The sequence below is a fragment of the Rhizobium sp. PAMB 3174 genome (assembly GCF_052908375.1).
On record NZ_CM128608.1, the window covers coordinates 2,256,340 to 2,280,089 of the forward strand.

Genomic DNA, 23,750 nt, shown 5'->3' on the forward strand with positions numbered 1-23,750 from the left:
CAACCGGTTCAGCCCCATTGCGGACAGACACCATTGACCTACATCTTCGACTTCAGCTGGATCGCCGACTATTATCCGGTCGTCCTCAAGGGCATCGGCATCACGGTCGAACTGACCGTCGTCGGCGGCCTTTGCGGCGTGCTGTTCGGCATCGTCTGCGCCTGGACGCGCACCCATGGCCCCAAATGGGCCAAGCCGCCGGTCGCCGCCTATGTGGAGCTGATCCGCAACACGCCGTTCCTGATCCAGCTCTTCTTCATCTTCTTCGGCCTGCCCTCGATCGGCGTGAAGATGACGGAGCTTCAAGCCGCCAATCTGGCGATGATCATCAATCTCGGCGCCTATAGCTGCGAGATCATCCGGGCCGGCATCGAGGCGACGCCCAAGGGGCAATATGAGGCCGGCGCAGCGCTGGCGCTCAGGCCACTGCAGACCTTCCGGCTGGTCGTCCTGGTCCCTGCCCTGCAGCGCATCTGGCCGGCGCTCTCCTCGCAGATCGTCATCGTCATGCTCGGCTCCGCGGTCGTCTCGCAGATCGCCGCCCAGGACGTCACCTATGCGGCCAACTTCATCCAGTCGCGCACGTTCCGCGCCTTCGAGGCCTACATGGTGTCGACCGCCATCTATCTCGTGCTGGCGATCCTGCTTCGCCAGGTGCTGGCGCTGATCGGCCATGCCCTCTTCCCGAAAGGCCAGATGCGATGACCGATTTCACCTTCTGGGACATCCTGCGCAACCTGCTGCTTGCCACCCGCTGGACGCTCGTCCTGTCGCTCGTCTCCTTCGTCGGCGGCGCGGTGGTGGCGCTCGGCATCCTCATGCTCAGGATCGCCAGGTTCAAGCCGGGCCAGGTGCTCGCCCGCGGCTATGTGGAGCTGTTCCAGGGCACGCCGCTGCTGATGCAGCTGTTCCTCGCCTTCTTCGGCCTCGGCCTGGTCGGCATCGACGTTCCCGCCTGGCTTGCCGCCGGCGTCGCGCTCGTCCTGTGGACGGCGTCCTTCCTCGCCGAAATCTGGCGCGGCTGCGTCGAGGCGGTTCCGAACGGGCAATGGGAGGCGGCGCGCAGCCTGGCGCTCAACTATATCCAGCAGATGCGGCTCATCATCCTGCCGCAGGCGATGCGCATCGCCATCGCTCCGACCGCCGGCTTCTCCGTGCAGGTGGTCAAAGGCACGGCGCTGACCTCGATCATCGGATTCGTGGAACTGTCGAAGGCCGGCACGATCGTCACCAACGCCACCTTCCAGCCCTTCACCGTCTACGGGCTGGTGGCGCTCCTCTACTTCGCCATCTGCTTCCCGCTGTCGAAATACTCCAAGTATCTGGAGCGCAAGTTCAGCGCCGCCTATGGGCGCCACTGACCGGGACGTCAGAACGGCAGAAGCATCCGTAGTGCGGCAACCGTCACGACGCCGAGCCCCGCCGCAGCCAACAACGGCAGGCGCGTCGCGGCGAGTGCCGTGACGGCGGCGGCGATCGTTTCGGCCGGTCCTGTGGCCAGAGCCGTCGGCGCGATGACGGCCATCAGCACGGCGGGCGGGATTGCCTGCATCGCCTGCGTCTGGCGCGGCCCCAGCGTCACGAACCTATAGAGGACCAGTCCGGCAATGCGGGTCGCGACCGTGGCGGCCGCCATGGCGAGGATGGCCAGAAGCGTGGCGGGGTCGAGCGTCATGCCGCTACCTCCTTCGGCGCCGGGGCAACGAGGGCCGCGGCAAGGCCGGCCAGAGCACCGGCGAGGATGTACCAGACGCCGGGCACGAAATGGTGCACGGCGACGGCACTCGCGCCGCTGGCGAGCAGCACCAGCCCGGTGCTGGGCCCCTTCCAGAAACGCATGACCAGAACGATGAAGACTGCGCAGAAGGCGAAGTCGAGACCGACCGCATTCGGGTCGCCGAGGAAGGCGCCGGCTATCGCTCCGACGAGGCCGGATAAAACCCAGGCGGCATAGAATGGCAGCACCGCACCGGCAAACCACAGGGGCGTCAGCTTCGCCCGGGCGGCATGGCCTTCGGCAACCGCCCAGCCCTCGTCGGTCAGGAACAGGACGGCCACGTATTTTCGCCAGCCGCGAAAGGCCTCAAGCTTGGGCGCGAGCGAGAAGCTCATCAGCACATGGCGGACATTGACGAGCAAGGCCGCAAGCCCGAGGGCGACCCAGGCGGGCGGCGACGTCCAGATGTCGACGGCGACGAATTGCGAGCCGCCGGCAAAGACCAGGGCACTCATCAGCGTCGCCTCCAGGGCCGAGAGGCCCTTGGCCGCGGCCGCCGCTCCGAAGAGCGCGCCGATCGGGATGACGGCGACGATCAGCGGCACCATCGCCTTCGACCCGTTGAGAAATTCGGTGAGATGTCTGTCATTCAAGTCATTCGTCCCGTCGTCTGCGTTTCCGGTGGAACGGAGATAGGCCGGGCGGATGGACCGGGTCTTGAACGAAAGTGATGTCGGACGATCAGGCGGCGCGGAAGGCGCCGGGCGTCACGCCGGCCCGGGCCTTGAAGTGGCGGGTGAAATGGGCCTGGTCGGCAAAGCCGCAGGCGAGCGCCACTTCGGCGGGCGCCATGTCGTTGGCGAGAAGCTGTTTTGCCGCCCGCACGCGCCGGTGCGTGAGATAGGCGTGCGGGGTCATGTGGAAGGCCTTGCGGAAGGCGCGGATCAGATGGGCGCGCGACAGGCCGGCGACGCGAGCCAGATCCGCAAGGCTGATGTCTTCGTCAAAATGCTCTTCGAGATAGGCCCGCGCCCGGCCGACGGCAGACTGGTCACGACTTTCAGGCAGACGCACCACCGCGTCGCCATGGCGAATGAAGAGCGCAGCGAGCACGCCGTACATGCCCTCGTCGGTTTCCAGCGCGCCCTGCCCCTCTTCCAGCCGCTTCTGCGCCTTGAGGAAGGCATTGGCCAGCGGCTCGTCCTTCAGGATCTGGCGCGAGAATGACGGGGTGCCGTGAAAGGCCTTTCCGGTCACGTCCTCTATGATGTCGGTCAAAAGCTCGGCAGAGGGATAGATCATGCGGTAGCGATAGCCGATCTCGCCGGGATGGCCGTCATGCACCTCTTCGGGATTGATCAGATAGATGTCGCCCGGCCCGGCGGCCTTGCTCTCGCCGCGGATGCGGCCGATCTGGCAGCCGGCCTCAATGGCCCCGATGCAGAGCGTGTCATGCGCATGCGGGGCGAAGGCATGGGTGATGAAGGTGGCGCTGAGGCACTCCATGTCGCGGAAATGCCGCGCGCGCCAGAAGCGGGTCGCCTCACCCTTTTCCAGCGGCATCGCTTCGGTCGCCTGTTCCTGCGTCACGATTTCCATGGGCCTTCTATACACCGCGCGCGCCGGCATCGTCTTGAACAAAAGTGCGCATGCGTCACCCGTTTATGCTGCACTGCCGTTGTCAGACGCGGGGACGATCTGTAATCAGGGAAGCATGGATGATATCGACGCCTTCACCGAAGAGACCGACGCTTTCGACGCCGCCACCGCGCGGCTGACGATCGACCTTGCAGCCCTTTGCGACAACTGGGCCGACATGGCCGAACGCTCCGGCTCGGCTCGCGCCGGCGCCGTCGTCAAGGCGGACGCCTACGGTCTCGGCATCGAGGATTGCGGCGGCGCGCTCTATGCCGCCGGCGCCCGCGATTTCTTCGTCGCCACGCCGGACGAAGGGGCCAGCCTGCGCCCTTACGCGCCGGACGCGCGCATCTACGTGCTCTCCGGCATCTGGCCGGGCACGGAGGCAACCTTCTTCGGCAACGACCTCGTGCCGGTGATCGCCTCGGAAGAACAGCTCGCCTTCTTCATGGCACTGTCGGCCGAACTCGGCGACTACCCCTGCGCCATCCAGGTCGATACCGGCTTCAACCGCCTCGGCCTGTCGGTGGACGAAGCGATGATGCTGGCCGACGACGCGTCGCGCCCGTCGAGCTTCTCGCCGGTGCTGGTGATGAGCCATCTCGCCTGCGGCGACGATCCGTCCAATCCGATGAACCGCAAGCAGCTTGAGTCTTTCCGGGCGGTTAGCGCCGCTTTCGAAGGCGTCGAATCAAGTCTGTCTTCGTCCGCCGGCGTGTTCCATGGGCCCGATTTCCACTTCGACCTGACCCGGCCCGGCATCGCCCTTTACGGCGGCGAAGCCGTCTCGGGTGTGGCAAACCCCATGCGACCAGTGGCGACCGCCGAGGCGCGGATACTGACGATCCGCCATGCGAAAGCCGGCGAGACGGTCAGCTATGGCGCGGCCCACAGGCTGACACGCGACAGCCGGCTTGCCGTCGTCGCGGCGGGCTATGCCGACGGCTACCTGCGCTCCGGCTCCGGTGCGGGCGTGCCGTTGCGGACGACCAACATTCCCGGCCAGATGGCATTCGTCGCCGGCCACAAGGTGCCGCTTCTCGGCCGCATCACCATGGACATGAGCATCTTCGACGTCACCGACATACCGGAGACTGCGGTCAGGGCTGGCGACTACGTCGAACTGTTCGGCAGCAACATCGCGCTGGACGACGTCGCCCGCGCCGCCGGGACGATCGGCTACGAGATGCTGACCAGCCTCGGATTGCGGCACGAGCGCCGCTATCTCTGAAATCTGCTCAGGGCCAATTGGGGCCATGAGAAAGTGATCATTTCGGCAAGGGCGGACATCGGGTTCGCCTGCACGTGTCTTTTGCAGCAATCGGGCCCAAATCCTGCAACGCAGATCTTTTCCTTCAACGCGTTTGGGCTAAGCTTTTTTCGTCTGAGAGCACCACCAACGCCTGGAGCCGCCATGGATATTTCGACCTTGCTCGCCTTTGCCGTAGCGTTCTTCGTGTTTGCCGCCAGCCCCGGTCCGGACAATATGACGATTGTCGCCCGGACTATTTCCTATGGCGCAGCCTCGGGCATCGCATATGGAGCCGGAACGGTCGCCGGCATCCTGATTTTCCTCGTTCTCTCCGTCTTCGGGCTTTCAATGCTCGCTGCGGACATGAGTGGGGTGATGATGGTTCTGCGCTATGCAGGTGCCGCCTATCTGATCTGGATGGGAATAAGGCTGTGGACCGCGGAACCCGTCGTGCCGGAATTGCAACCGGTGTCACAGCGCCGGGAGCTGTTGCCGGTATTCGCAACAGGCGTCGCGCTCAATCTCGGCAATCCCAAAATGCCACTCTTCTACGTGGCGCTGCTGCCGAACGTGGTCGGATCATCCCTCACCACCAGCCACATCGGCGCACTGGCCGGCGTCATCGTTCTTGTCGAAGTGCTGGTGATCGGCGGACATGTCCTGCTCGCCGGTCGCGCCCGCCGATTGCTGCGCAGTCCGATCGTGGTTCGTCGCGTGAACCGGACGGCCGGGACCGCGATGATCGGGGCCGGCGCGGCCGTCGTGGCATCGCGCTGACCTTTCAAGGACGGCGTCGACCTGGAGCCGAATCCGCCGCCCGACAGCGCTCGCTGATGCGGGAAAGGTTCGGCGCCTGTTGCCGCCGTCACGGATCATTCTCGACGACAGGGGCCGTTGCCAGGCACGAGTCCGGACAATTTGGCTTTGCACCATTGCCCCCTCTGCGGATCAACCGCTAAGAATCCCTCCGATTCTCCAGGAACCTTCTGCCCATGGCCAAGCCCCGCACCCAATTCATCTGCCAGAACTGCGGCACCGTGCATTCGCGCTGGGCGGGCAAGTGTGACGGCTGCGGCGAGTGGAACACGATCATCGAGGAAGATCCCACCGGCGGCATCGGCGGCGGGCCCGGCAAGACGCCGAAGAAGGGCCGGCCCGTCGCGCTGACGACGCTTTCAGGCGAGATCGAGGAAGCGCCGCGCGTCCAGACCGGGATTTCGGAACTGGATCGCGCGACCGGCGGCGGCTTCGTGCGCGGCTCCGCGGTGCTGATCGGCGGCGATCCCGGCATCGGCAAGTCGACGCTGCTGATGCAGGCGGCAGCGGCGCTGTCGCGCGGCGGCCACCGCATCATCTATGTTTCCGGCGAAGAGGCGGTGGCGCAGGTCAGGCTGCGCGCGCAGCGGCTGAACGCGGCCTCGACCGACGTGCTGCTTGCCGCCGAGACCAATGTCGAGGACATTCTGGCGACCCTTTCCGAAGGCAAGCGGCCGGATCTCGTCATCATCGATTCCATCCAGACCCTCTGGAGCGACATCGTCGATTCGGCACCCGGCACGGTGACGCAGGTCAGGACCGGCGTACAGGCGATGATCCGCTTCGCCAAGCAGACGGGCGCGGCGATCGTGCTCGTCGGCCATGTCACCAAGGAAGGCCAGATCGCCGGCCCGCGCGTCGTCGAGCACATGGTCGACGCCGTCCTCTATTTCGAGGGCGACCGCGGCCACCACTACCGCATCCTGCGCACGGTCAAGAACCGCTTCGGCCCGACCGACGAGATCGGCGTCTTCGAAATGTCGGATATCGGCCTGCGCGAAGTCTCCAATCCGTCGGAACTCTTCCTCGGCGAGCGCAACGAGAAATCGCCGGGTGCTGCCGTGTTTGCCGGCATGGAGGGCACGCGGCCTGTGCTTGTCGAAGTACAGGCGCTGGTCGCCCCCACCTCGCTCGGCACGCCGCGCCGCGCCGTCGTCGGCTGGGATTCGGCCAGGCTGTCGATGATCCTCGCCGTGCTGGAAGCCCATTGCGGCGTGCGGCTCGGCCAGCATGACGTCTATCTCAACGTCGCCGGCGGCTATCGCATCACCGAGCCCGCCGCCGACCTCGCGGTCGCCTCGGCGCTGGTCTCATCGCTTGCCGGCGCGCCGCTGCCGGCCGACTGCGTCTATTTCGGCGAGGTCAGCCTGTCGGGGGCGATCCGGCCGGTGGCGCATACGGCGAACCGGCTGAAGGAAGCCGAGAAGCTCGGCTTCTCTTCCGCCGTGTTGCCGCAGGGCTCTCCCGACCTTCCGAAGGGCAATAGCCGCCGGTGGAGCGAGATCGAAAGCCTTCCCGATCTGGTTGCCCGCATCGCCGGCTCGAAAGCCGCGTTAAGACAAGGGGATGATGAGGATTGACCCCTTTATTCTTTCTGCGCGGCGATGCTATAGGTGCAGGCTGTGAGCGGCCGCGGCCCATGCGGTGGCACATGGCGCGAAGTCATGGAGTGAATTGAATGCCCATCACGATTTTCGACGGTATCGTTCTCGTCGTTGTGCTGTTCTCGGCCGTTCTGGCCATGGTACGCGGTTTTTCGCGGGAAATCCTGTCGATCGCCAGCTGGCTGGGTGCGGCCGCAGCGGCCTATTATCTCTATGGCCTGCTGATGCCCTATGCGATGAAGTATACCGACGACACGCGCATCGCCACGGCGGGCTCGGCGGCGGTGGTCTTCCTGATCGCCCTCATCGTGATCTCCTTCCTGACCATGCGGATCGCCGATTTCATCATCGACAGCCGCATCGGGGCGCTCGACCGCACGCTCGGCTTCCTGTTCGGCGCCGCCCGCGGCATCCTGCTGCTCGTCGTCGCCGTTGCCTTCTGGAACTGGCTGGTGGCGCCCGAGCAGCGGCCGGAATGGGTCAACAACGCCAAGTCGAAGCCGTTCCTCGATGACATGGTTACGAAGCTCGAGGCCGTGCTGCCGACGGAATTCGCCCAGGTGATCCGTGCCAGCGTCTTCAACGAGAAGGACGCCGGTCAGGGCGCGGATGCGACCTCGGATCAGGCACCGGCGGAAGACGCTCCGGCCGACACGACAGGCAATTAGGGCCTGCGACGCATTCAGCCCTCAAAATATGGGGCAAAAGACCTATATAGGGACTCCACTTTGTGATCAGGACGGTGTATAGCGCCGCCCTTCACCGCACTATTTCTTTTGTGATCCAAGGACCGGCGGCCATGAATCTCCCAATCCCTGCAGACATCGATGATGACCTCGATGGCGACACCCTGCACGAAGAGTGCGGGGTGTTCGGCATTTTGGGGCACAGCGATGCTGCCACTCTGACCGCACTCGGCCTGCACGCCCTGCAGCATCGCGGACAGGAAGCAGCCGGCATCGTCTCCTTCGACGGCCAGCAGTTCCGCTCCGAGCGCCGCATGGGCCTCGTCGGCGACCATTACACCGACCCGGCGACGCTGGCGCTTCTGCCGGGCTCCATGGCGATCGGCCATGTGCGCTATTCGACGACCGGCGAGACGGTGCTGCGCAACGTCCAGCCGCTGTTTGCCGAACTGCAGAACGGCGGCATCGCGATCGCCCATAACGGCAACTTCACCAACGGCCTGACACTGCGCCGGCAGCTGATCGCCAGCGGCGCGATCTGTCAGTCGACCTCGGACACCGAAGTCGTGCTGCATCTGATCGCCCGGTCTTGGCACACCTCTTCGGCCGACCGTTTCGCCGATGCGATCTCGCATATCGAGGGTGGCTACGCCATGCTGGCGCTGACCCGCACCAAGCTGATCGCCGCGCGCGACCCGAACGGCATCCGTCCGCTGGTCATGGGCGAACTCGACGGCAAGCCGATCTTCTGCTCGGAAACCTGCGCGCTCGACATCATCGGCGCCAAGTTCGTCCGCGACGTGGAGAACGGCGAGCTGATCATCTGCGAAGAGCAGCCGGACGGCTCGATCTCGATCGAGAGCCGCAAGGCGACCAATCCGAAGCCGGAACGCATCTGCCTGTTCGAATATGTCTATTTCGCCCGGCCCGATTCCGCCGTCGCCGGCCGCAACGTCTACACCGCGCGCAAGAATGCCGGCATCAACCTCGCCAAGGAAGCGCCCGTCGAGGCCGACGTCGTCGTGCCGGTTCCCGACGGCGGCACGCCTGCGGCCATCGGCTATGCGCAGGAAAGCGGCATTCCCTTCGAGCTCGGCATCATCCGCAACCATTATGTCGGCCGCACCTTCATCGAACCGACGCAGCAGATCCGCGCCTTCGGCGTGAAGCTGAAGCATTCGGCCAACCGCGGCGTGATCACCGGCAAGCGCATCGTGCTCGTCGACGATTCGATCGTGCGCGGCACCACCTCGGTCAAGATCGTGCAGATGCTGCGCGAGGCTGGCGCCAAGGAAGTGCATATCCGCGTCGCCAGCCCGATGATCTACTATCCGGACTTCTACGGCATCGACACGCCCGACCGCGACAAGCTGCTCGCCAACCAGCACGACACGCTGGAATCGATGTGCAAGTATATCGGCGCCGATTCGCTGGAATTCATCTCGCTTGACGGACTTTACATGGCCGTCGGCGGCAAGCCGCGCGACCCGAAGAACCCGCAGTTCACGGACCATTACTTCACCGGCGACTACCCGACCCGCCTTGTCGACCAGGATTCGACCGACAAGGTTCGCCCGCTTGCCGTTCTGGCCGGCAGCGGCTAAACGGCTCTCGGCACATCGTTGACTTTGCGAAGCGGCCCCGGGCCGCTTCGTCGCATATGGGGGACAGGACATGAGCGTGGATCTGAACGGCAAGCTGGCACTCGTGACCGGCGCCTCGCGCGGCATTGGCTACTTCACGGCGATTGAGCTCGCGAAGGCCGGTGCGCATGTGATTGCCTGCGCCCGCACGGTCGGCGGACTGGAAGAGCTCGACGACGCCATCAAGGCCGTCGGCGGCTCGGCGACGCTGGTTCCCTTCGACCTCACCGACATGGCGGCGATCGACAAGCTCGGCGGCTCGATCTTCGAGCGCTGGGGCAAGCTCGACATCCTCGTCGCTAATGCCGGCATTCTCGGCGTCATCTCGCCGATCGGTCATGTGGAAGCCAAGACCTTCGAGAAGGTCATGACCATCAACGTCACCGCCACATGGCGGCTGATCCGCTCGCTGGAGCCGCTTTTGAAGCTCTCCGGGGCCGGCCGCGCCGTTATCCTGTCATCGGGCGCCGCCCACAAGTGCCGGCCGTTCTGGGGGCCCTACTCCGCTTCCAAGGCAGCCGTGGAAGCGCTCGCCCGCACCTGGGCGGCGGAAACCGAGAACACGCCGCTGCGCGTCAACAGCGTCGATCCGGGCGCAACGCGGACCGCCATGCGGGCGCTCGCTTATCCGGGCGAGGACAAGGACACGTTGCCGCATCCCTCGACGGTGGCCCAGGCGCTGCTGCCGCTGACCGGCTCCGACGTCACCGAAACCGGCAAGCTTTTTTCCGTACGTGAAGGCCGCTTCCTCGACTATCGCATGCCGGCCTAAGCCGGGCTTTTGCTCAAGACGCACGCAACAAGTCCTGATTGAGACGAATAATTTCGCTCATTTCGGCATCTTGGCGGCATTTAGCTAAAATTGCATTCAGTCATCGGTAAGATTTTTCCTCGATATTCTTGATACTATTCATGAATACTGGGGCCCAAAATGCGAAACATGAAAATCTCGGCCAGGCTTTTTGCACTGGTCGCCCTGACGCTGGTCATTCTCGGCGGTTGCGTCACCTTCAGCCTTTTCCAGAGCTATGACGCGTCGGTCAACGAACGCAAGGCTGGCCTGCAGGCGATGGACGACAACGCGCTTGCCATTTTCGACAAGTATTACAAGCTGGAGCAATCGGGTCAGCTGACCCGCGAGCAGGCACAGGCGGAAGCCATGGCGGCCGTCGGCGCGATGCGCTACGGCGGCGGCAGCGGCTACTTCTGGATCAACGACATGCAGCCGAAGATGGTCATGCATCCGATCAAGCCGGAGCTGGTCGGCAAGGATCTCTCGCAGAACCAGGACGCGAACGGCAAGTTCCTGTTCCTCGAATTCGTCAACACCGTCAAGGCGCATGGCCAGGGCTTCGTCGACTATTACTGGCCGAAGCCCGGCGCCGACAAGCCGGTGGAGAAGTTCTCGCACGTGGCAGGCTTTGCACCCTGGGGATGGGTCGTCGGAACAGGCGTCTACGGCGACGATCTCGCCGCCCTCTTCTGGCGCAATGCGATGATCTACGGCGCCCTCTGGCTCGGCGCCATGGCCGTCGTCATGGCCGCAGCCTATGCGATCGTGCGCAGCGTGACGGGGCCGATCGGTGAACTGCAGTCGGCCATGCGGGCAATTGCCGCCGGTGACACCGATGTCGCGATCGCCGCATCCGGCAACAAGGATGAGGTCGGCCAGATGGCCGGCACGCTGCAGACGCTGCGCCAGTCTGTCCGCGAAGCCGCGATGCTCCGCCAGAGCGAGGCCGAGCAGCGCCGCACGCTGGACGAGACCCGCGCCCGCAACGAGGACGCCAACCGCATCACCAGCGAAAAGCAGGCCAATGCGATGTCCGCCCTCGGTGCGGCCCTGTCGCGGCTGGCCGACGGCGACCTGACCGCCCGGGTCGGCGACCTCGGCGCCGACTATGCCGAACTGCGCACCGATTTCAACAAGACGGCGGAATCGCTGCAATCGGTCATCGAGGCGATCGTTCATACCGGCGAGATCATCGACGGCAGCGCCTCCTCCATCAGCGAGGCGACCGGCAACCTCTCCTACCGCACCGAACAGCAGGCGGCCTCGCTCGAGGAAACCGCGGCGGCGCTCGACGAGATCACCTCGACCGTGCGCACCGCCTCGGAACGGGCGGCGGAGGCGAGCCGCATGGTCGGCGAGACGAAGTCGAGCACCGGCAAGTCGAGCGGCATCGTGCGCAACGCGATCGAAGCCATGGGCCGCATCGAGACATCATCAAGCAAGATCAGCCAGATCATCAGCGTGATCGACGAGATCGCCTTCCAGACCAACCTGCTGGCGCTGAATGCCGGCGTCGAGGCGGCACGTGCCGGCGAAGCGGGCCGCGGCTTTGCGGTCGTCGCCCAGGAAGTGCGTGAGCTCGCCCAGCGCTCCGCCAATGCGGCGAAGGAGATCGCCAACCTGATCCAGACCTCGGCAGGCGAAGTCCAGGGCGGCGTCGGCCTCGTTCGCTCGACCGGCGAGGCGCTGGCCGAGATCGAGGACCTCGTCAACAAGGTCAACGACCACGTCCAGACGATTGCGACCGCCTCGCGCGAACAGGCGACCGGCCTGCAGGAGGTCAACACGGCCGTCAACCAGATGGACCAGATGACCCAGCAGAACGCCGCCATGGTGGAGGAAAGCTCGGCGGCCAGCCAGACGCTGGCCGAGGAAAGCCGCAAGCTCCGCGACATGCTCTCCCGCTTCACGCTTTCGAGCGGCGCCGCACGGACAAGGCGGGCCGCCTGATTTAAGGCACGGTCAGCAGGACCGGCGGTCCCAGCGACGACGACAAATACGAAATCCGCGTGCCGACTAATCCCGGCACGCGGATTTTTTCATCCTCTCGGATATCCTTACGGCTGCCGGTGAAGCTCAGGCCGCATTCATTGTCCGCCGAGTTCCGGAAAGAGCGCGGCGAACCCGGCCTCATCGGGGCAGACGGCATTGAGATCGACGGGGCCATTGATGCCCTTGATCGTCGCATTGTCCGCAAACTGCCAGATCGACCATTGGGCGCATTCCTGGTTCTCCGGCTCCTTGAAGACGCTCCTGAGCCAGAGATAGTGATCGGGAAAACGGTTCTCGTTGCCGTTGAAATACTGATCGCGGAATTCGGAGTTCATGTAGAAGATCGGCTTATCCGGGAAGACGGCCTTCAGCTCGTCCACGAACGCAGTAACCTCCAGGGACAGCTCTTCCAGGGTCGGCACCTTGTCGCAGTTGCCTACGAATTCGATGTCTACGGCAATCGGCAAGGTTCTCGCTTCCCGCGGAACCGTGGCGATGACGTTGCAGGCCTGATCCACACCCGGACGGCAGAAGGTGAAGAAGTGGTAGGTGCCGCGCACCAGGTCGACGGACTTGGCCGCCTGCCAGTTCCGGCTGAAGTCTGGATCGCGATAGTCTCCGCCTTCCGTGGCCTTGATGATGGCAAAGCGGACGCCCGGCTGCGCGGCCACCGTTCGCCAGTCGATATCGCCTTGGTGATGGCTGACGTCGATGCCCTGGACCGGATAGTCTTGCAAAGAAGGATAATTGAACCGCACCATGCCGCGATCATAGGTGAAATAGAAGATCGACGCACCGGCAGCGAGCACAAGGCAGACCGCCGCCAACCGAAACATCCACCGCATCGAGCATCCCTCCCGTTCTCCGCCAGTTATCCCGACACCCGCGAAGAGTGCAAGCCGGCGGCTCGCCTCCCCCCTTGACCAAACCCCTTCGGCGCGCGATAAGTCGGCCCATGAAAACGAGCACCTGCATTATCTGCCGGATTATTATTCGCTAGCTTTCCGCTGGCCTGGCCGTTTTCGTCTCCCGATATCCGCAAGAGAACAAACGTCCCGGCCCGCCGGGTGAAATCTTTTGTTTGGAGACCTGGGAATGACCGAGCTGAAGCTCTACAACACGCTGACACGGGAAAAGACGGTCTTTCAGCCGATCGATCCGAGCAATGTCCGCATGTATGTCTGCGGCCCGACGGTCTATGACTTCGCCCATATCGGCAATGCGCGCCCGGTCATCGTCTTCGACGTGCTCTACCGGCTGCTGCGCCATGTCTACGGCGCCGATCACGTCACCTATGTCCGCAACATCACCGACGTCGACGACAAGATCAACGCGCGGGCGCTGCGCGACCATCCGAACCTGCCTCTGAATGAAGCGATCCGGCTGGTGACGGAGAAGACGGAGACGCAGTTCCTCGAAGACGTGAAGGCGCTCGGCACGCTGGAGCCGACCGTGCAGCCGCGGGCGACCGACAACATTTCGCAGATGGTCGCGATCATCCAGTCGCTCCTCGACAAGGGCCACGCCTATGTGGCGGAAGGATCGGAAGGCAGGGAAGTGCTGTTCGAGGTGCGCTCGATGGCCGATTACGGCCAGTTGTCGAAGCGCAATCTCGACGACCAGCAGGCCGGCGCCCGCATCGCCGTCGAGGCGCACAAGAAGAACCCGGCCGACTTCGTGCTCTGGAAGCAATCGGCGGACACCGAACCCGGCTGGCATGCCGAGTTCACGGTCGATGGCGCGACGACGGACATCTACGGCCGGCCCGGCTGGCATATCGAATGCTCGGCGATGAGCGGCCGCTATCTCGGCGACACGTTCGACATCCACGGCGGCGGGCTCGACCTCATCTTCCCGCACCACGAAAACGAGATCGCCCAGTCGCGCTGCGCCCATGGCTCGGCGGTGATGGCGAATGTCTGGATGCACAACGGCTTCCTGCAGGTCGAAGGCCGCAAGATGTCGAAGTCGGAAGGCAATTTCGTCACCATCAACGAATTGCTGGCGACGGAGAAATTCGGCGGGCGCACGTGGCCGGGCGACGTGCTGCGGCTGGCCATGCTGATGACGCATTACCGCGAGCCGATCGATTTTTCGATCAAGCGGCTGGAGGAAGCGGAACGCATGCTGGCCAAATGGCCTGCCGGTCTCGTGGCCGACGGCGACGTCCACGCATCCGTGCTCGAAGCGCTTAGCGACGACCTGAACACGGTTGCCGCCATCCAGGCTCTGCACCATCTGGCAAGCACGAATGCGCCGGAATTTGCCGCATCCGCCGCACTCCTCGGTGTCTTGCCGGCCAAGGCCGAAGTCAGCGACGATCTCAGTGAAGCGGTCGCCGCCCTCGTCGCCATGCGTCTCGAACTGATCAAGGCGAAGAACTGGGGCGAAGCCGACAAGATCCGCGACGACCTGCTGGCCAAGGGCATCCAGCTGAAGGACGGCAAGGACCCGGAGACGGGCGAACGGATGACGACATGGGAGGTCAAGCGGTGACGATGTCCACCCCCCTCTGTCACTTCGTGACATCTCCCCCGCAAGGGGGGAGATCGGGGGCGCGCGGGCTCGACTGTCTACACTCCGGCCTCTCCAGCTCTCGCCACAGGGTTGCATCTGCGACGAGAATTCGTTCCTATTCTCATCTCGTCGACAGTTGCGACGATCTGCGCAGCTTCGCTGGCGTCCAATCTCCCCCCTTGCGGGGGAGATGTCACGAAGTGACAGAGGGGGGTGACATGCCGCACGGTCAAGTGCCACCGAAGTTGCGCACCAATGCGCGTCGCATGCGGAAGGCCATGACCGACGCTGAACTGAAGCTGTGGAATGAGCTGCGGGCTCACCGCCTGATGGGGCTGGGCTTTCGACGGCAGATGCCGGTACTCGGTTATATCGCCGACTTCGCCTGCCCGGAATATCGCCTCATCGTCGAAGTGGACGGCTCTCAGCATGGCCACGGGCAAACTGCCCAGGCCGATCTGGATAGAACCGCAGCCCTTGAACGCGCGGGCTGGCAGGTTCTTCGTTTCTGGAATCATGACATCCTCTGCGACATAGACGGTGCCTGCACCCACATCCTGCGCGCCATCGGAAAGGATCGGGAATGACATCGACCATTCACACCGGCGGATGTCAGTGCGGCGCGGTGCGGTTTCGCGTCGAAGGGGATCTGAGCGACTCGTCGATCTGTCACTGCCGCATGTGCCAGAAGGCATTTGGCGGCTATTACGCGCCGCTGGTCTCCAGCCGCAAGGCGGTGCTGACATGGACCCGGGGCGCGCCGAAAAAATTCCAATCGTCCAATTTCGTCGCGCGGGGCTTCTGCGCCGAATGCGGCACGCCGCTGACCTATGAGGCGCCGGACGGCGTGGCGCTGGCAGCCGGCGCATTCGACGATCCGGCCGCCCTGCGCCCGAACAGGCAGTTCGGCATCGAAGCCAAGCTGCCGTTTGCCGACAGCCTGCATCTCCTGCCCGGCCATCCGACCGAGGACGACCTGGAGGAGGCGCCCTTCCTCGCCGACCTCGTCTCCTACCAGCACCCGGACCACGACACCGAGAAATGGCCACCGGAGGACGCAGCATGACGGAGAAGAACCCGAATACGCAAATGCCGAAATGGATGGTCTACGGCATCATCGGCAAGATCGTCTTCATCGTGATAGTGCTGGTGGCCGTGCTGATCTATGCGGGGGTGATCTGATGGCGATCGACACAGTGTTGAAACGTTCACCCCTCCCCAACCCCTCCCCACAAGGGGGAGGGGCTGACCCAATCGTTATAGCCTCAAACGGGGCAAAAGCCTTCCGCGCGTCTTCTCCCCCCTCGTGGGGGAGATGGCCGGCAGGCCAGAGGGGGATTTTGCTCGAACGCCAGAATTTCCTCCACAACGCCAACTGCCAAGGAGACGCACAATGACCAACACCACGGACACCCACTCCGGCGGATGCCAGTGCGGGGCGGTGCGGTTTCGGGCGTGCAAGCTCGGGCGGCCGTCGATCTGCCATTGCCGCATGTGCCAGAAGCAGTTCGGCAATTTCTTCGCGGCCTTCGTGACGGCCGATCCTGCGCATGTGGAATGGACGCGCGGCCAGCCAAGCTGGTTCCGCTCCTCGGCCAAGGTCCATCGCGGCTTCTGCAACAAATGCGGGACGCCGCTCGCCTATCGCTACGAGGGCGCGCTGGAGCTTGCGATCGGGGCGCTCGATCAGCCGGAACTGTTCGAGCCGCAGATCCAGGTCAATCACGCCCAGCGCCTGCCATGGATCGATCACCTGTTCGACAAGCCGGCCTACAGCACGCCGGCCATGGCCGCGTTCCATGCGAGCGTCGTCTCCTGGCAGCATCCGGACCACGATACGACTGAATGGCCGCCGGAGGACGAGGCATGACGAGCGACCCCATCACAGGCGGTTGCCAGTGCGGCGCGGTGCGCTACCGTGTCCGCGGCCGGCTCTCGAACCCGCATCTCTGTCATTGCCGCATGTGCCAGAAGGCGGCCGGCAACTACTTCATGCCGCTTGCCAGCGCGAACGAAGACGAATTCGACCTGACGCGCAGCGAACCGTCGTGGTTTCACTCCTCCGATCCGGTCAAGCGCGGCTTCTGCGCAAGCTGCGGCACGCCGCTCTTCTTCAAGACCGTCGGCAGCGACACGGTCGCGGTCACGCTCGGCAGCCTGGACGATCCGTCCGCCTACACGCCCGAAAGCCAGGACGGCGTCGAGGCGCGGGTCAGCTTCTTTCATCTGCTGACGGGGCTTAAGGAAAACATCACGGACCGCGACGATCTGCCCGGTGGGCTCAACGCCGTGCGGTCGACCAACCACCAGCATCCAGATCACGACACCGACCATTGGAACGGCAGCCCCACATGAGCGACCTCAGGACCTACCATCCGATCACCGAACCCTATGCCTCCGGCCATCTCGATGTCGGCGACGGGCACCGGATCTATTGGGAGCGGGTCGGCACGCCGGGTGCAAAGCCTGCCGTCTTCCTGCATGGCGGTCCCGGCGGCGGCATCCGGCCGGCCTATCGCGGCTTCTTCGATCCGAAACTTTATGACGTGCTGCTGTTCGACCAGCGCGGCTGCGGCAAGTCCACGCCGCACGCCTCGCTGGAAGCCAACACGACCTGGCACCTGGTCGCCGATATCGAGCGGCTGCGCGAAATGGTCGGCTTCGACAAGTGGATGGTGTTCGGCGGTTCCTGGGGCTCGACGCTGGCGCTCGCCTATTCGGAAAAGCATCCCGAACGCGTGACGGAACTCGTGCTGCGCGGCGTCTATACGCTGACGCGCGCCGAGCTTCTCTGGTATTACCAGTTCGGCGTCTCGGAGATGTTTCCCGACAAGTGGGAGCGCTTCATTGCGCCGATCCCGGAAGACGAGCGCGGCGACATGATGGCGGCCTATCGCAAGCGACTGACGAGCGAGGACCGCGACACGCGGATCGCCGCGGCCAAGTCGTGGAGCCTCTGGGAGGGCGAGACGATCACGCTCCTGCCCGAACCCGAGACCAGCACCGGATTTGGCGAGGACGATTTCGCGGAAGCCTTTGCCCGCATCGAGAACCATTACTTCGTCCATGCCGGCTGGCTGGACGAAGGGCAGCTCCTGCGCGACGCGCATAAGCTTCAAGACATTCCGGGACTTATCGTCCACGGTCGCTACGACATGCCCTGCCCGGCGAAATACGCCTGGCAGCTGCACAAGGCATGGCCGAAGGCCGAATTCCATCTGATCGAAGGCGCAGGCCACGCCTCCTCCGAACCGGGTATTCTGGACAGGCTGGTCCGGACCACCGACATGTTCGCGAACAACCGATAAGGCCGCATACGGGAAGAAACACCATGAACCGCGAAAGACTCTATCTCTTCGACACGACATTGCGCGACGGGCAACAGACGCCGGGCGTCGATTTCTCGGTCGAGGACAAGATCGCGATTGCCACCATGCTGGACGATTTCGGCATCGATTATGTCGAGGGCGGCTATCCGGGCGCCAATCCGACAGACACCGAGTTTTTCGCCAAGAAGCGGACCCAGGATGCGGCATTTGTCGCCTTCGGCATGACGAAGCGGGCCGGCATTTCCACGTCCAACGATCCGGGGCTGGCCGCTCTCATCCAGTCGAAGAGCGACGCCATCTGTTTCGTCGCGAAAAGCTGGGACTACCACGTGAAGGTGGCGCTCGGCTGCACGAACGAGGAAAACCTCTCTTCGATCCGCGACAGCGTCAAGGCCGCGGTTGCCGCCGGCAAGGAGACGATGGTCGACTGCGAGCATTTCTTCGACGGCTACAAGGCCAATCCCGACTATGCGCTGGCCTGTGCGAAGACGGCCTATGAGGCCGGCGCCCGCTGGGTGGTGCTCTGCGACACCAATGGCGGCACGCAGCCCGCCGAAATCCGCGCCATCATCGAGACGGTGATCGCAAGCGGCGTGCCCGGCGCCTCGCTCGGCATCCACGCCCACAACGACACCGGACAGGCGGTCGCCAATTCGCTCGCCGCCGTCGAGGCCGGCGCACGGCAAATCCAGGGAACACTGAACGGTATCGGCGAGCGCTGCGGCAACGCCAACCTGATCACCCTCGTTCCAACGCTGGTGCTGAAGGAGACCTACAACAGCCGCTTCGAGACAGGCATCGACCGTGACCGGCTGGAAGGCCTGACCAAGCTCTCGCACGCCTTCGACGAACTTCTGAACCGGCAGCCCAACGAACAGGCGCCCTTCGTCGGCTCTTCCGCCTTCGCCACCAAGGCCGGCATCCATGCCTCGGCGCTTCTCAAGGACCCGAAGACCTATGAGCATGTGGAGCCGGAAAGTGTGGGCAACCGCCGCCGGGTCATGGTCTCGGACCAGGGCGGCAAGTCGAATTTTCTGAACGAGCTGAAGAAGCGCGGCATTTCGGTCGGCAAGGACGATCCGCGTCTCGACGACCTGATCGCCATCGTCAAGGAGCGCGAGGCATCGGGCTATGCCTATGAGGCGGCGGATGCGAGCTTCGAACTGCTGGCTCTGCAGACGCTCGGCGTCGTGCCCGAGTTCTTCCACACGGAAAGCTTCCGGGTCATCGTCGAGCGCCGCTTCGATGCCAATGGCCGCAAGAAGACGGTCTCGGAGGCGGTCGTGAAGATCCTGATCGACGGAGAATACGTCATGTCGGTCGCCGAAGGCCACGGACCGGTCAATGCGCTCGACATCGCGCTTCGAAAGGATCTCGGCAAGTACCAGGGCGAGATCGCCGATCTGGAGCTGGTCGACTACAAGGTGCGTATCCTCAACGGCGGCACCGAGGCGATCACCCGCGTCCTGATCGAATCGACCGATGGCACGGGCGCGCGCTGGCGAACTGTCGGCGTATCGGACAACATCATCGACGCTTCCTATGAAGCGCTGCGCGATTCCGTCGTCTACAAGCTGATGAAGAACCGTGAGCTCGCCGGCCGCATCGCGGCGGAATAACCGCCTTGCGGGCCGTGGGCGGCAGCGCTAATCTCGACGTCATGGAGCAACCGCAACCGACTGCGCAGTCCGCGTACCGCCTGCTTTTGCCCGCCCTGGCGCTCAGTGCGACGGCGGCTCTCTTTGGCGCGGCCTTTTCCGGCTGGCTTGCCTACGGCACCGACATCTTCCTGACGATGGCGGAAAACGGCCTCTCCAACTGCTTCTGAACCATCCTTCAATAGTTTGAATTTGTGCATCAGCGGCAGATCGACTACCGCTCTCGCTTCCATTTCAGGGAGAGACACCATGGCGACGACCGAAGCCGCAACGCCGATCAAGGGCGAAGACACGCCGCGCGGCTTTGCCTTCGCGCTGACCGCCTATGTCATGTGGGGCTTCCTGCCCTTCTACATGAAGGCGCTCGGCCACATACCGGCAGCGGAAATCATCGCCCACCGCATCTTGTGGTCCGTGCCGGTCGCCGGCCTCATCCTCGTGGCCCTCAGACGCACCGCCGATCTGAAGGCGGCGCTTCGCCAGCCGAAGATGCTCGCCATGGCACTGCTGACCGCCATCCTGATCAGCATCAACTGGGGCACCTATGTCTGGGCGATCTCGGTGGGGCGCACGCTCGACACGGCGCTCGGCTACTATATCAACCCGCTCTTCAGCGTGTTTCTCGGCGCCATCGTGCTGAAGGAGAAACTGACGCCGCTGCAGATCGCCGCCATCGCCATGGCGGTCTCCGCCGTCGTCGTGCTGACCTTCGATTCCGGTGGCCTGCCCTGGGTCTCGCTGGTGCTGACCTTCTCCTGGGGCTTCTACGCCTTCTTCCGCAAGACGCTGCCGATCGGGCCGAACCAGGGCTTCTTCCTGGAGGTCATGCTGCTGACGCCCTTCGCGGCGGGATACCTCATCTATCTCGCGATAACCGGCAACAGCCATTTCCTGTCCGACGGTCCGCTCGACACGGTGCTGCTCGCTTCGGCCGGGCTCGTCACCGCCGTGCCGCTCGTCATCTACGCCAACGGCGCGAAACTCCTGAAGCTGTCGACGATCGGCATCATGCAATACATCGCGCCGACGATGATCTTCCTGATCGCCGTCTTCGCCTTCGGGGAAGCCTTCACCACGGCCAAGGCCATCGCCTTCCCGCTGATCTGGGGCGCGCTGGTCCTCTATACGTGGTCGATGCTGCGTCAGTCGCGCATGAAGGTCGTCACCGAACCGACGGTCACGTCAAAGCTTTGAAATCATGGCCTCGTCGCCGGCAACGGGGGCGCTGGCCGAGGTCCGCTCGATCAGCGCCGGGACGATGTCCTCGACGTCACCGATCACCATCGGCTGCACCTTGTGCGCGGTATGGATGAAACCTTCGGCGCGCATGTGGCCGATCAGTTCCAACATCGGATCCCAGAAGCCGTTGATATTGGCGAGAACCATCGGCTTCTCGTGACGTCCGAGCTGCCCCCAGGTCATGATCTCCACGATCTCCTCCAGCGTGCCGATGCCGCCCGGAAGCGTCACGAAGGCGTCCGACTGCTCGAACATGCGATGCTTGCGCTCGTGCATGTCCTTCGTCACGATGAGGTCGTTCAGCTGGCCGAGCGAATGCCTTGTGGCTTCCATGTCGATCAGGAATTCCGGTATGATGCCCGTCACCTTGCCGCCGTTCGACAGGACGCCGCTGGCGACCGCGCCCATGATGCCCTTGGTACCGCCGCCATAGATGAGGCGGATGTCGTTCTCGGCCATGGCGCGACCGAGCCTGCGGGCGGCCTCGGTGTAGAGAGGATCGCGTCCGGGCTGTGAACCGCAATAGACGCAGATGGATCGAATCGAAGGTTTGTTCTGGCTCATACGCTAGAAGGAACTATGGGCCGCCGGGGCAGTCAAGAAAATAGAAGGAAAACTGACGCTGCCCGTTTGCGCGCCCGTGATGAATACTTGTGCGGCACGGAATAAGAGGCTAGCAATTCCCTTGGCGGAAGGGGGATTTCCGCGCGGAGACGAATTATGAAGAAGCTATCCGCCGGCTGGCTGGCGCTTATTGTTGTATTCTTTGCTACCATCATCATGGTCGTGTTTGGTCTGCCCCGCATGAACGGGGATGGCGAAGCGGGTTCAATTTCCGATGTCGCCGCCGATGCATTGAAGGCATCCAAGGACCTCATCACGGGGAATGACGAAGCGAAGACGGACGCTGAAAAGCCCGCTGACAGCGCGGCGACGGATGCAGCCGACGCCAAGCCCGACGCTGCAGAACCCGCCAAGGAAGAGGCAAGCGCCGACAACAACACGCCGTCCTTCGACGTCCTTCGCGTCGAGCCCGACGGTTCGACCGTCATTGCCGGCAACGGACAGCCGGGCGCCAAGCTCGAAATCATGGACGGCGACAAGGTCCTGACGACATCGAAGATCGAAAGCTCCGGCGACTTCGCCGCCGTTCTCGACAACCCCCTCTCCCCGGGGGACCACCAGCTCACGCTGAAGACCACGACAGACGACGGCAAGACCACCTCTTCCGAGGAAGTTGCGACGATCTCCGTGCCGGCCGACGACAAGGGCCAGCTGCTCGCCATGGTGACCAAGCCGGGTGAAGCCAGCCGCATCATCACCGCGCCGACCGAGGAACCGAAAGCCGCCGAAGCGCCCGCTGCCACAGAAGCGAATGCGCCGGCAACCGAGACCGCCTCAGCCGAACCGGCCGCGCCCAAGCCCGAGGCTCCCGCTGCGGCGGAAGCCCCCGCACCTGCAGCCGAAAAGCCGACGACCGAGACGGCCGCCGCAGCAGGCGAACCCGACGTGCGCATCAGTGCTGTCGAGCTGGAAGGCGACAAGGTGTTCGTTGCCGGATCTGCCGCTCCCGGCGCCCGTGTGCGCGCCTATGCCGACGGCAAGCTGATCGGCGAGTTTCCTGCCGACGACAAGGGCCGCTTCGTCATCGACGGCGCCATGAAGCTCAGCGTCGGGGATCATGAAATCCGTGCCGACGTCGTCGATGCCGACGGCAAGGTCGTGGTGCGCGCCACCGTTCCGTTCAACCGGCCGGAAGGCGAAGCGGTCGCCGCCGTCGCCGGCAAGCCTGCCGCGCCGACCGAAGTCGCCCAGGCCGCGCCGGCCAAGACGGATGCAGCGGGATCGGACGTCACGTCGATGGCGAACTTCGACAAGATGCAGTTCGAGAAACTGTCGACCGAGGCAATGAAGGCGTTGAACCTGCTGAAGGGCCTTTATGCCGACGGCAAGACGCCGACGGCGGAAGAACTGGCCGCCGCACGCTCCGCCCTCGAGATCGCGCTGAAGTCCGTTGCAGACTACAAGTTCGCCGAAGAGACCGATGCGGAAACGAAGGCAAGCCTGCAGAAGGTCGCCGCCCATGCCGCCAAGGCGCTCGCCGCCCTGAAGGCCCTGCCGGCCGACGCCAAGGCGCTCGGACCGAAGCTCGCGGCCATCGAAGGCACGCTGACCGGCACGATCGAAATGGCAACCGAAACGGCGGCCCAGACCCCGGCCCTACCGGCAGCCTCGACCGAGCTTGCCACCAAGGCGCCGGAGATCACCGTGCCGGGTGCCTCCTCGAAGCCTGCCACGGCCGAGCCGGCTCCGGCTCCAGCCACGGCGGAGCCGCAAATCCCGGCGCTGCCTTCAGCATCCAGCGATCTCGCCACCAAGGCGCCCGATGTCGGCGGAACAGCAGCACCCGCGACGGCTGACAACGCAGCCCCTGCAGGCACCGCTGCCGACAAGACGATCGAAACGCCGCCGATGCCGGCGGGGTCCGCCGACCTCGCCTCCAAGGCGCCGGAAGCGGTGACCGAACCGAAGACCATCGTCCAGGAGCCTCTGGAGAAGAGCGACACGTCGGTCATCATCCGCCGTGGCGACACGCTCTGGCAGATCGCCCGCCGCGTTTACGGCAAGGGCGTGCGCTACACGACGATCTATCTTGCCAACGAGGACAAGATCCGCGACCCGGACATGATCGAGCCCGGTCAGGTGTTCGGCCTGCCGGACAAGGCGGCACCGAACGCTGAGGAAATGCACAAGCGTCACCTCAAGGGGCTGCCGATCGACCCCACGTCAAACTGAGGCGAATTTCGGCTCCGGGCATTGTAATGCATGGGCGATGTGCCTACTTCAAAGTGTGCGGCGGCCTTCG

The 23,750-nt window shown here is 64.2% G+C and carries 24 protein-coding genes; 19 read left to right on the forward strand and 5 right to left on the reverse strand.

Annotated elements, in window-relative coordinates; genetic code table 11:
- Positions 1 to 33: 33 nt before the first annotated feature.
- A complete protein-coding gene (locus ACU5AY_RS10770) occupies positions 34 to 705 on the forward strand; it encodes an amino acid ABC transporter permease (protein ID WP_446824719.1) in 672 nt (223 codons plus the stop codon).
- The gene (locus ACU5AY_RS10775) at positions 702 to 1,361 is read left to right on the forward strand and encodes an amino acid ABC transporter permease (RefSeq protein WP_446826198.1); all 660 of its coding nucleotides are present in this window, start codon (positions 702 to 704) and stop codon (positions 1,359 to 1,361) included. Before ACU5AY_RS10770 ends, ACU5AY_RS10775 begins: the two co-directional genes overlap by 4 nt.
- 8 nt (positions 1,362 to 1,369) lie before the next feature.
- Here ACU5AY_RS10775 and ACU5AY_RS10780 read toward each other — a convergent pair whose 3' ends face one another.
- From ACU5AY_RS10780 to ACU5AY_RS10790, 3 genes are all read right to left on the reverse strand, one after another.
- A complete protein-coding gene (locus ACU5AY_RS10780; protein ID WP_446826199.1) occupies positions 1,370 to 1,675 on the reverse strand; it encodes an AzlD family protein in 306 nt (101 codons plus the stop codon).
- Positions 1,672 to 2,325 (reverse strand): AzlC family ABC transporter permease, encoded by a 654-nt coding sequence (locus ACU5AY_RS10785; RefSeq protein ID WP_446828993.1) that lies wholly within the window; start codon positions 2,323 to 2,325, stop codon positions 1,672 to 1,674. Before ACU5AY_RS10785 ends, ACU5AY_RS10780 begins: the two co-directional genes overlap by 4 nt.
- Positions 2,326 to 2,458: 133 nt before the next feature.
- Entirely contained in the window at positions 2,459 to 3,316 is an 858-nt protein-coding gene (locus tag ACU5AY_RS10790) for an AraC family ligand binding domain-containing protein (protein WP_446826200.1), read from the reverse strand.
- A gap of 115 nt (positions 3,317 to 3,431) precedes the next feature.
- Between ACU5AY_RS10790 and alr the strand changes: the two genes are divergently transcribed.
- The 7 genes from alr (at position 3,432) to ACU5AY_RS10825 (ending at position 12,099) form a co-directional block, all read left to right on the forward strand.
- On the forward strand, positions 3,432 to 4,586 hold the full coding sequence (gene alr / locus ACU5AY_RS10795; protein WP_446826201.1) for an alanine racemase: 1,155 nt from the start codon (positions 3,432 to 3,434) through the stop codon (positions 4,584 to 4,586).
- A gap of 183 nt (positions 4,587 to 4,769) precedes the next feature.
- Complete coding sequence (locus tag ACU5AY_RS10800) at positions 4,770 to 5,384, forward strand: LysE family translocator (protein ID WP_446826202.1); 615 nt, start codon at positions 4,770 to 4,772, stop codon at positions 5,382 to 5,384.
- 215 nt (positions 5,385 to 5,599) lie between these two features.
- Complete coding sequence (radA, locus tag ACU5AY_RS10805) at positions 5,600 to 7,003, forward strand: DNA repair protein RadA (RefSeq protein WP_446826203.1); 1,404 nt, start codon at positions 5,600 to 5,602, stop codon at positions 7,001 to 7,003.
- A 98-nt stretch (positions 7,004 to 7,101) separates the two neighbouring features.
- Positions 7,102 to 7,695, forward strand: coding sequence for a CvpA family protein (locus ACU5AY_RS10810; RefSeq protein WP_446826204.1), 594 nt, complete (start codon positions 7,102 to 7,104; stop codon positions 7,693 to 7,695).
- A 131-nt stretch (positions 7,696 to 7,826) separates the two neighbouring features.
- Complete coding sequence (purF, locus tag ACU5AY_RS10815) at positions 7,827 to 9,317, forward strand: amidophosphoribosyltransferase (protein WP_446824727.1); 1,491 nt, start codon at positions 7,827 to 7,829, stop codon at positions 9,315 to 9,317.
- A gap of 70 nt (positions 9,318 to 9,387) precedes the next feature.
- The gene (locus ACU5AY_RS10820) at positions 9,388 to 10,128 is read left to right on the forward strand and encodes an SDR family NAD(P)-dependent oxidoreductase (protein WP_446824728.1); all 741 of its coding nucleotides are present in this window, start codon (positions 9,388 to 9,390) and stop codon (positions 10,126 to 10,128) included.
- Between the two features lie 159 nt (positions 10,129 to 10,287).
- A complete protein-coding gene (locus ACU5AY_RS10825) occupies positions 10,288 to 12,099 on the forward strand; it encodes a methyl-accepting chemotaxis protein (protein ID WP_446826205.1) in 1,812 nt (603 codons plus the stop codon).
- 137 nt (positions 12,100 to 12,236) lie between these two features.
- Here ACU5AY_RS10825 and ACU5AY_RS10830 read toward each other — a convergent pair whose 3' ends face one another.
- A complete protein-coding gene (locus tag ACU5AY_RS10830; protein ID WP_446826206.1) occupies positions 12,237 to 12,986 on the reverse strand; it encodes a GH25 family lysozyme in 750 nt (249 codons plus the stop codon).
- Positions 12,987 to 13,236: 250 nt separating this feature from the next.
- Here ACU5AY_RS10830 and cysS point away from each other — a divergent pair, with 250 nt between their 5' ends.
- From cysS to rarD, 9 genes are all read left to right on the forward strand, one after another.
- Positions 13,237 to 14,637 (forward strand): cysteine--tRNA ligase, encoded by a 1,401-nt coding sequence (gene cysS / locus ACU5AY_RS10835; RefSeq protein WP_446826207.1) that lies wholly within the window; start codon positions 13,237 to 13,239, stop codon positions 14,635 to 14,637.
- 239 nt (positions 14,638 to 14,876) lie between these two features.
- On the forward strand, positions 14,877 to 15,245 hold the full coding sequence (locus ACU5AY_RS10840) for an endonuclease domain-containing protein (protein WP_446826208.1): 369 nt from the start codon (positions 14,877 to 14,879) through the stop codon (positions 15,243 to 15,245).
- Positions 15,242 to 15,724 carry a GFA family protein gene (locus tag ACU5AY_RS10845; protein WP_446826209.1) on the forward strand — a complete coding sequence of 161 codons (483 nt, stop codon included), beginning with the start codon at positions 15,242 to 15,244 and terminating at the stop codon, positions 15,722 to 15,724. The genes ACU5AY_RS10840 and ACU5AY_RS10845 overlap by 4 nt, the downstream gene beginning before the upstream one ends.
- A gap of 327 nt (positions 15,725 to 16,051) precedes the next feature.
- Positions 16,052 to 16,528, forward strand: coding sequence for a GFA family protein (locus ACU5AY_RS10850; protein WP_446826210.1), 477 nt, complete (start codon positions 16,052 to 16,054; stop codon positions 16,526 to 16,528).
- A complete protein-coding gene (locus ACU5AY_RS10855; RefSeq protein WP_446826211.1) occupies positions 16,525 to 17,013 on the forward strand; it encodes a GFA family protein in 489 nt (162 codons plus the stop codon). The genes ACU5AY_RS10850 and ACU5AY_RS10855 overlap by 4 nt, the downstream gene beginning before the upstream one ends.
- On the forward strand, positions 17,010 to 17,966 hold the full coding sequence (gene pip, locus ACU5AY_RS10860; RefSeq protein WP_446826212.1) for a prolyl aminopeptidase: 957 nt from the start codon (positions 17,010 to 17,012) through the stop codon (positions 17,964 to 17,966). The genes ACU5AY_RS10855 and pip overlap by 4 nt, the downstream gene beginning before the upstream one ends.
- A gap of 23 nt (positions 17,967 to 17,989) precedes the next feature.
- Positions 17,990 to 19,606, forward strand: a complete 1,617-nt coding sequence (gene cimA / locus ACU5AY_RS10865; protein WP_446826213.1) for a citramalate synthase — start codon at positions 17,990 to 17,992, stop codon at positions 19,604 to 19,606.
- Positions 19,607 to 19,611: 5 nt separating this feature from the next.
- A complete protein-coding gene (locus tag ACU5AY_RS10870) occupies positions 19,612 to 19,815 on the forward strand; it encodes a hypothetical protein (RefSeq protein WP_446826214.1) in 204 nt (67 codons plus the stop codon).
- 79 nt (positions 19,816 to 19,894) lie between these two features.
- A complete protein-coding gene (gene rarD, locus ACU5AY_RS10875; protein ID WP_446826215.1) occupies positions 19,895 to 20,839 on the forward strand; it encodes an EamA family transporter RarD in 945 nt (314 codons plus the stop codon).
- Here the strand turns inward: rarD and ACU5AY_RS10880 are convergent.
- Positions 20,828 to 21,448 (reverse strand): LOG family protein, encoded by a 621-nt coding sequence (locus tag ACU5AY_RS10880; protein ID WP_446826216.1) that lies wholly within the window; start codon positions 21,446 to 21,448, stop codon positions 20,828 to 20,830. The two genes, rarD and ACU5AY_RS10880, sit on opposite strands and share 12 nt — an antisense overlap.
- Positions 21,449 to 21,604: 156 nt before the next feature.
- On the opposite strand from ACU5AY_RS10880, the gene ACU5AY_RS10885 reads away from it, so the two are divergent.
- Positions 21,605 to 23,680, forward strand: coding sequence for a LysM peptidoglycan-binding domain-containing protein (locus ACU5AY_RS10885; protein WP_446826217.1), 2,076 nt, complete (start codon positions 21,605 to 21,607; stop codon positions 23,678 to 23,680).
- Positions 23,681 to 23,750: the final 70 nt, after the last annotated feature.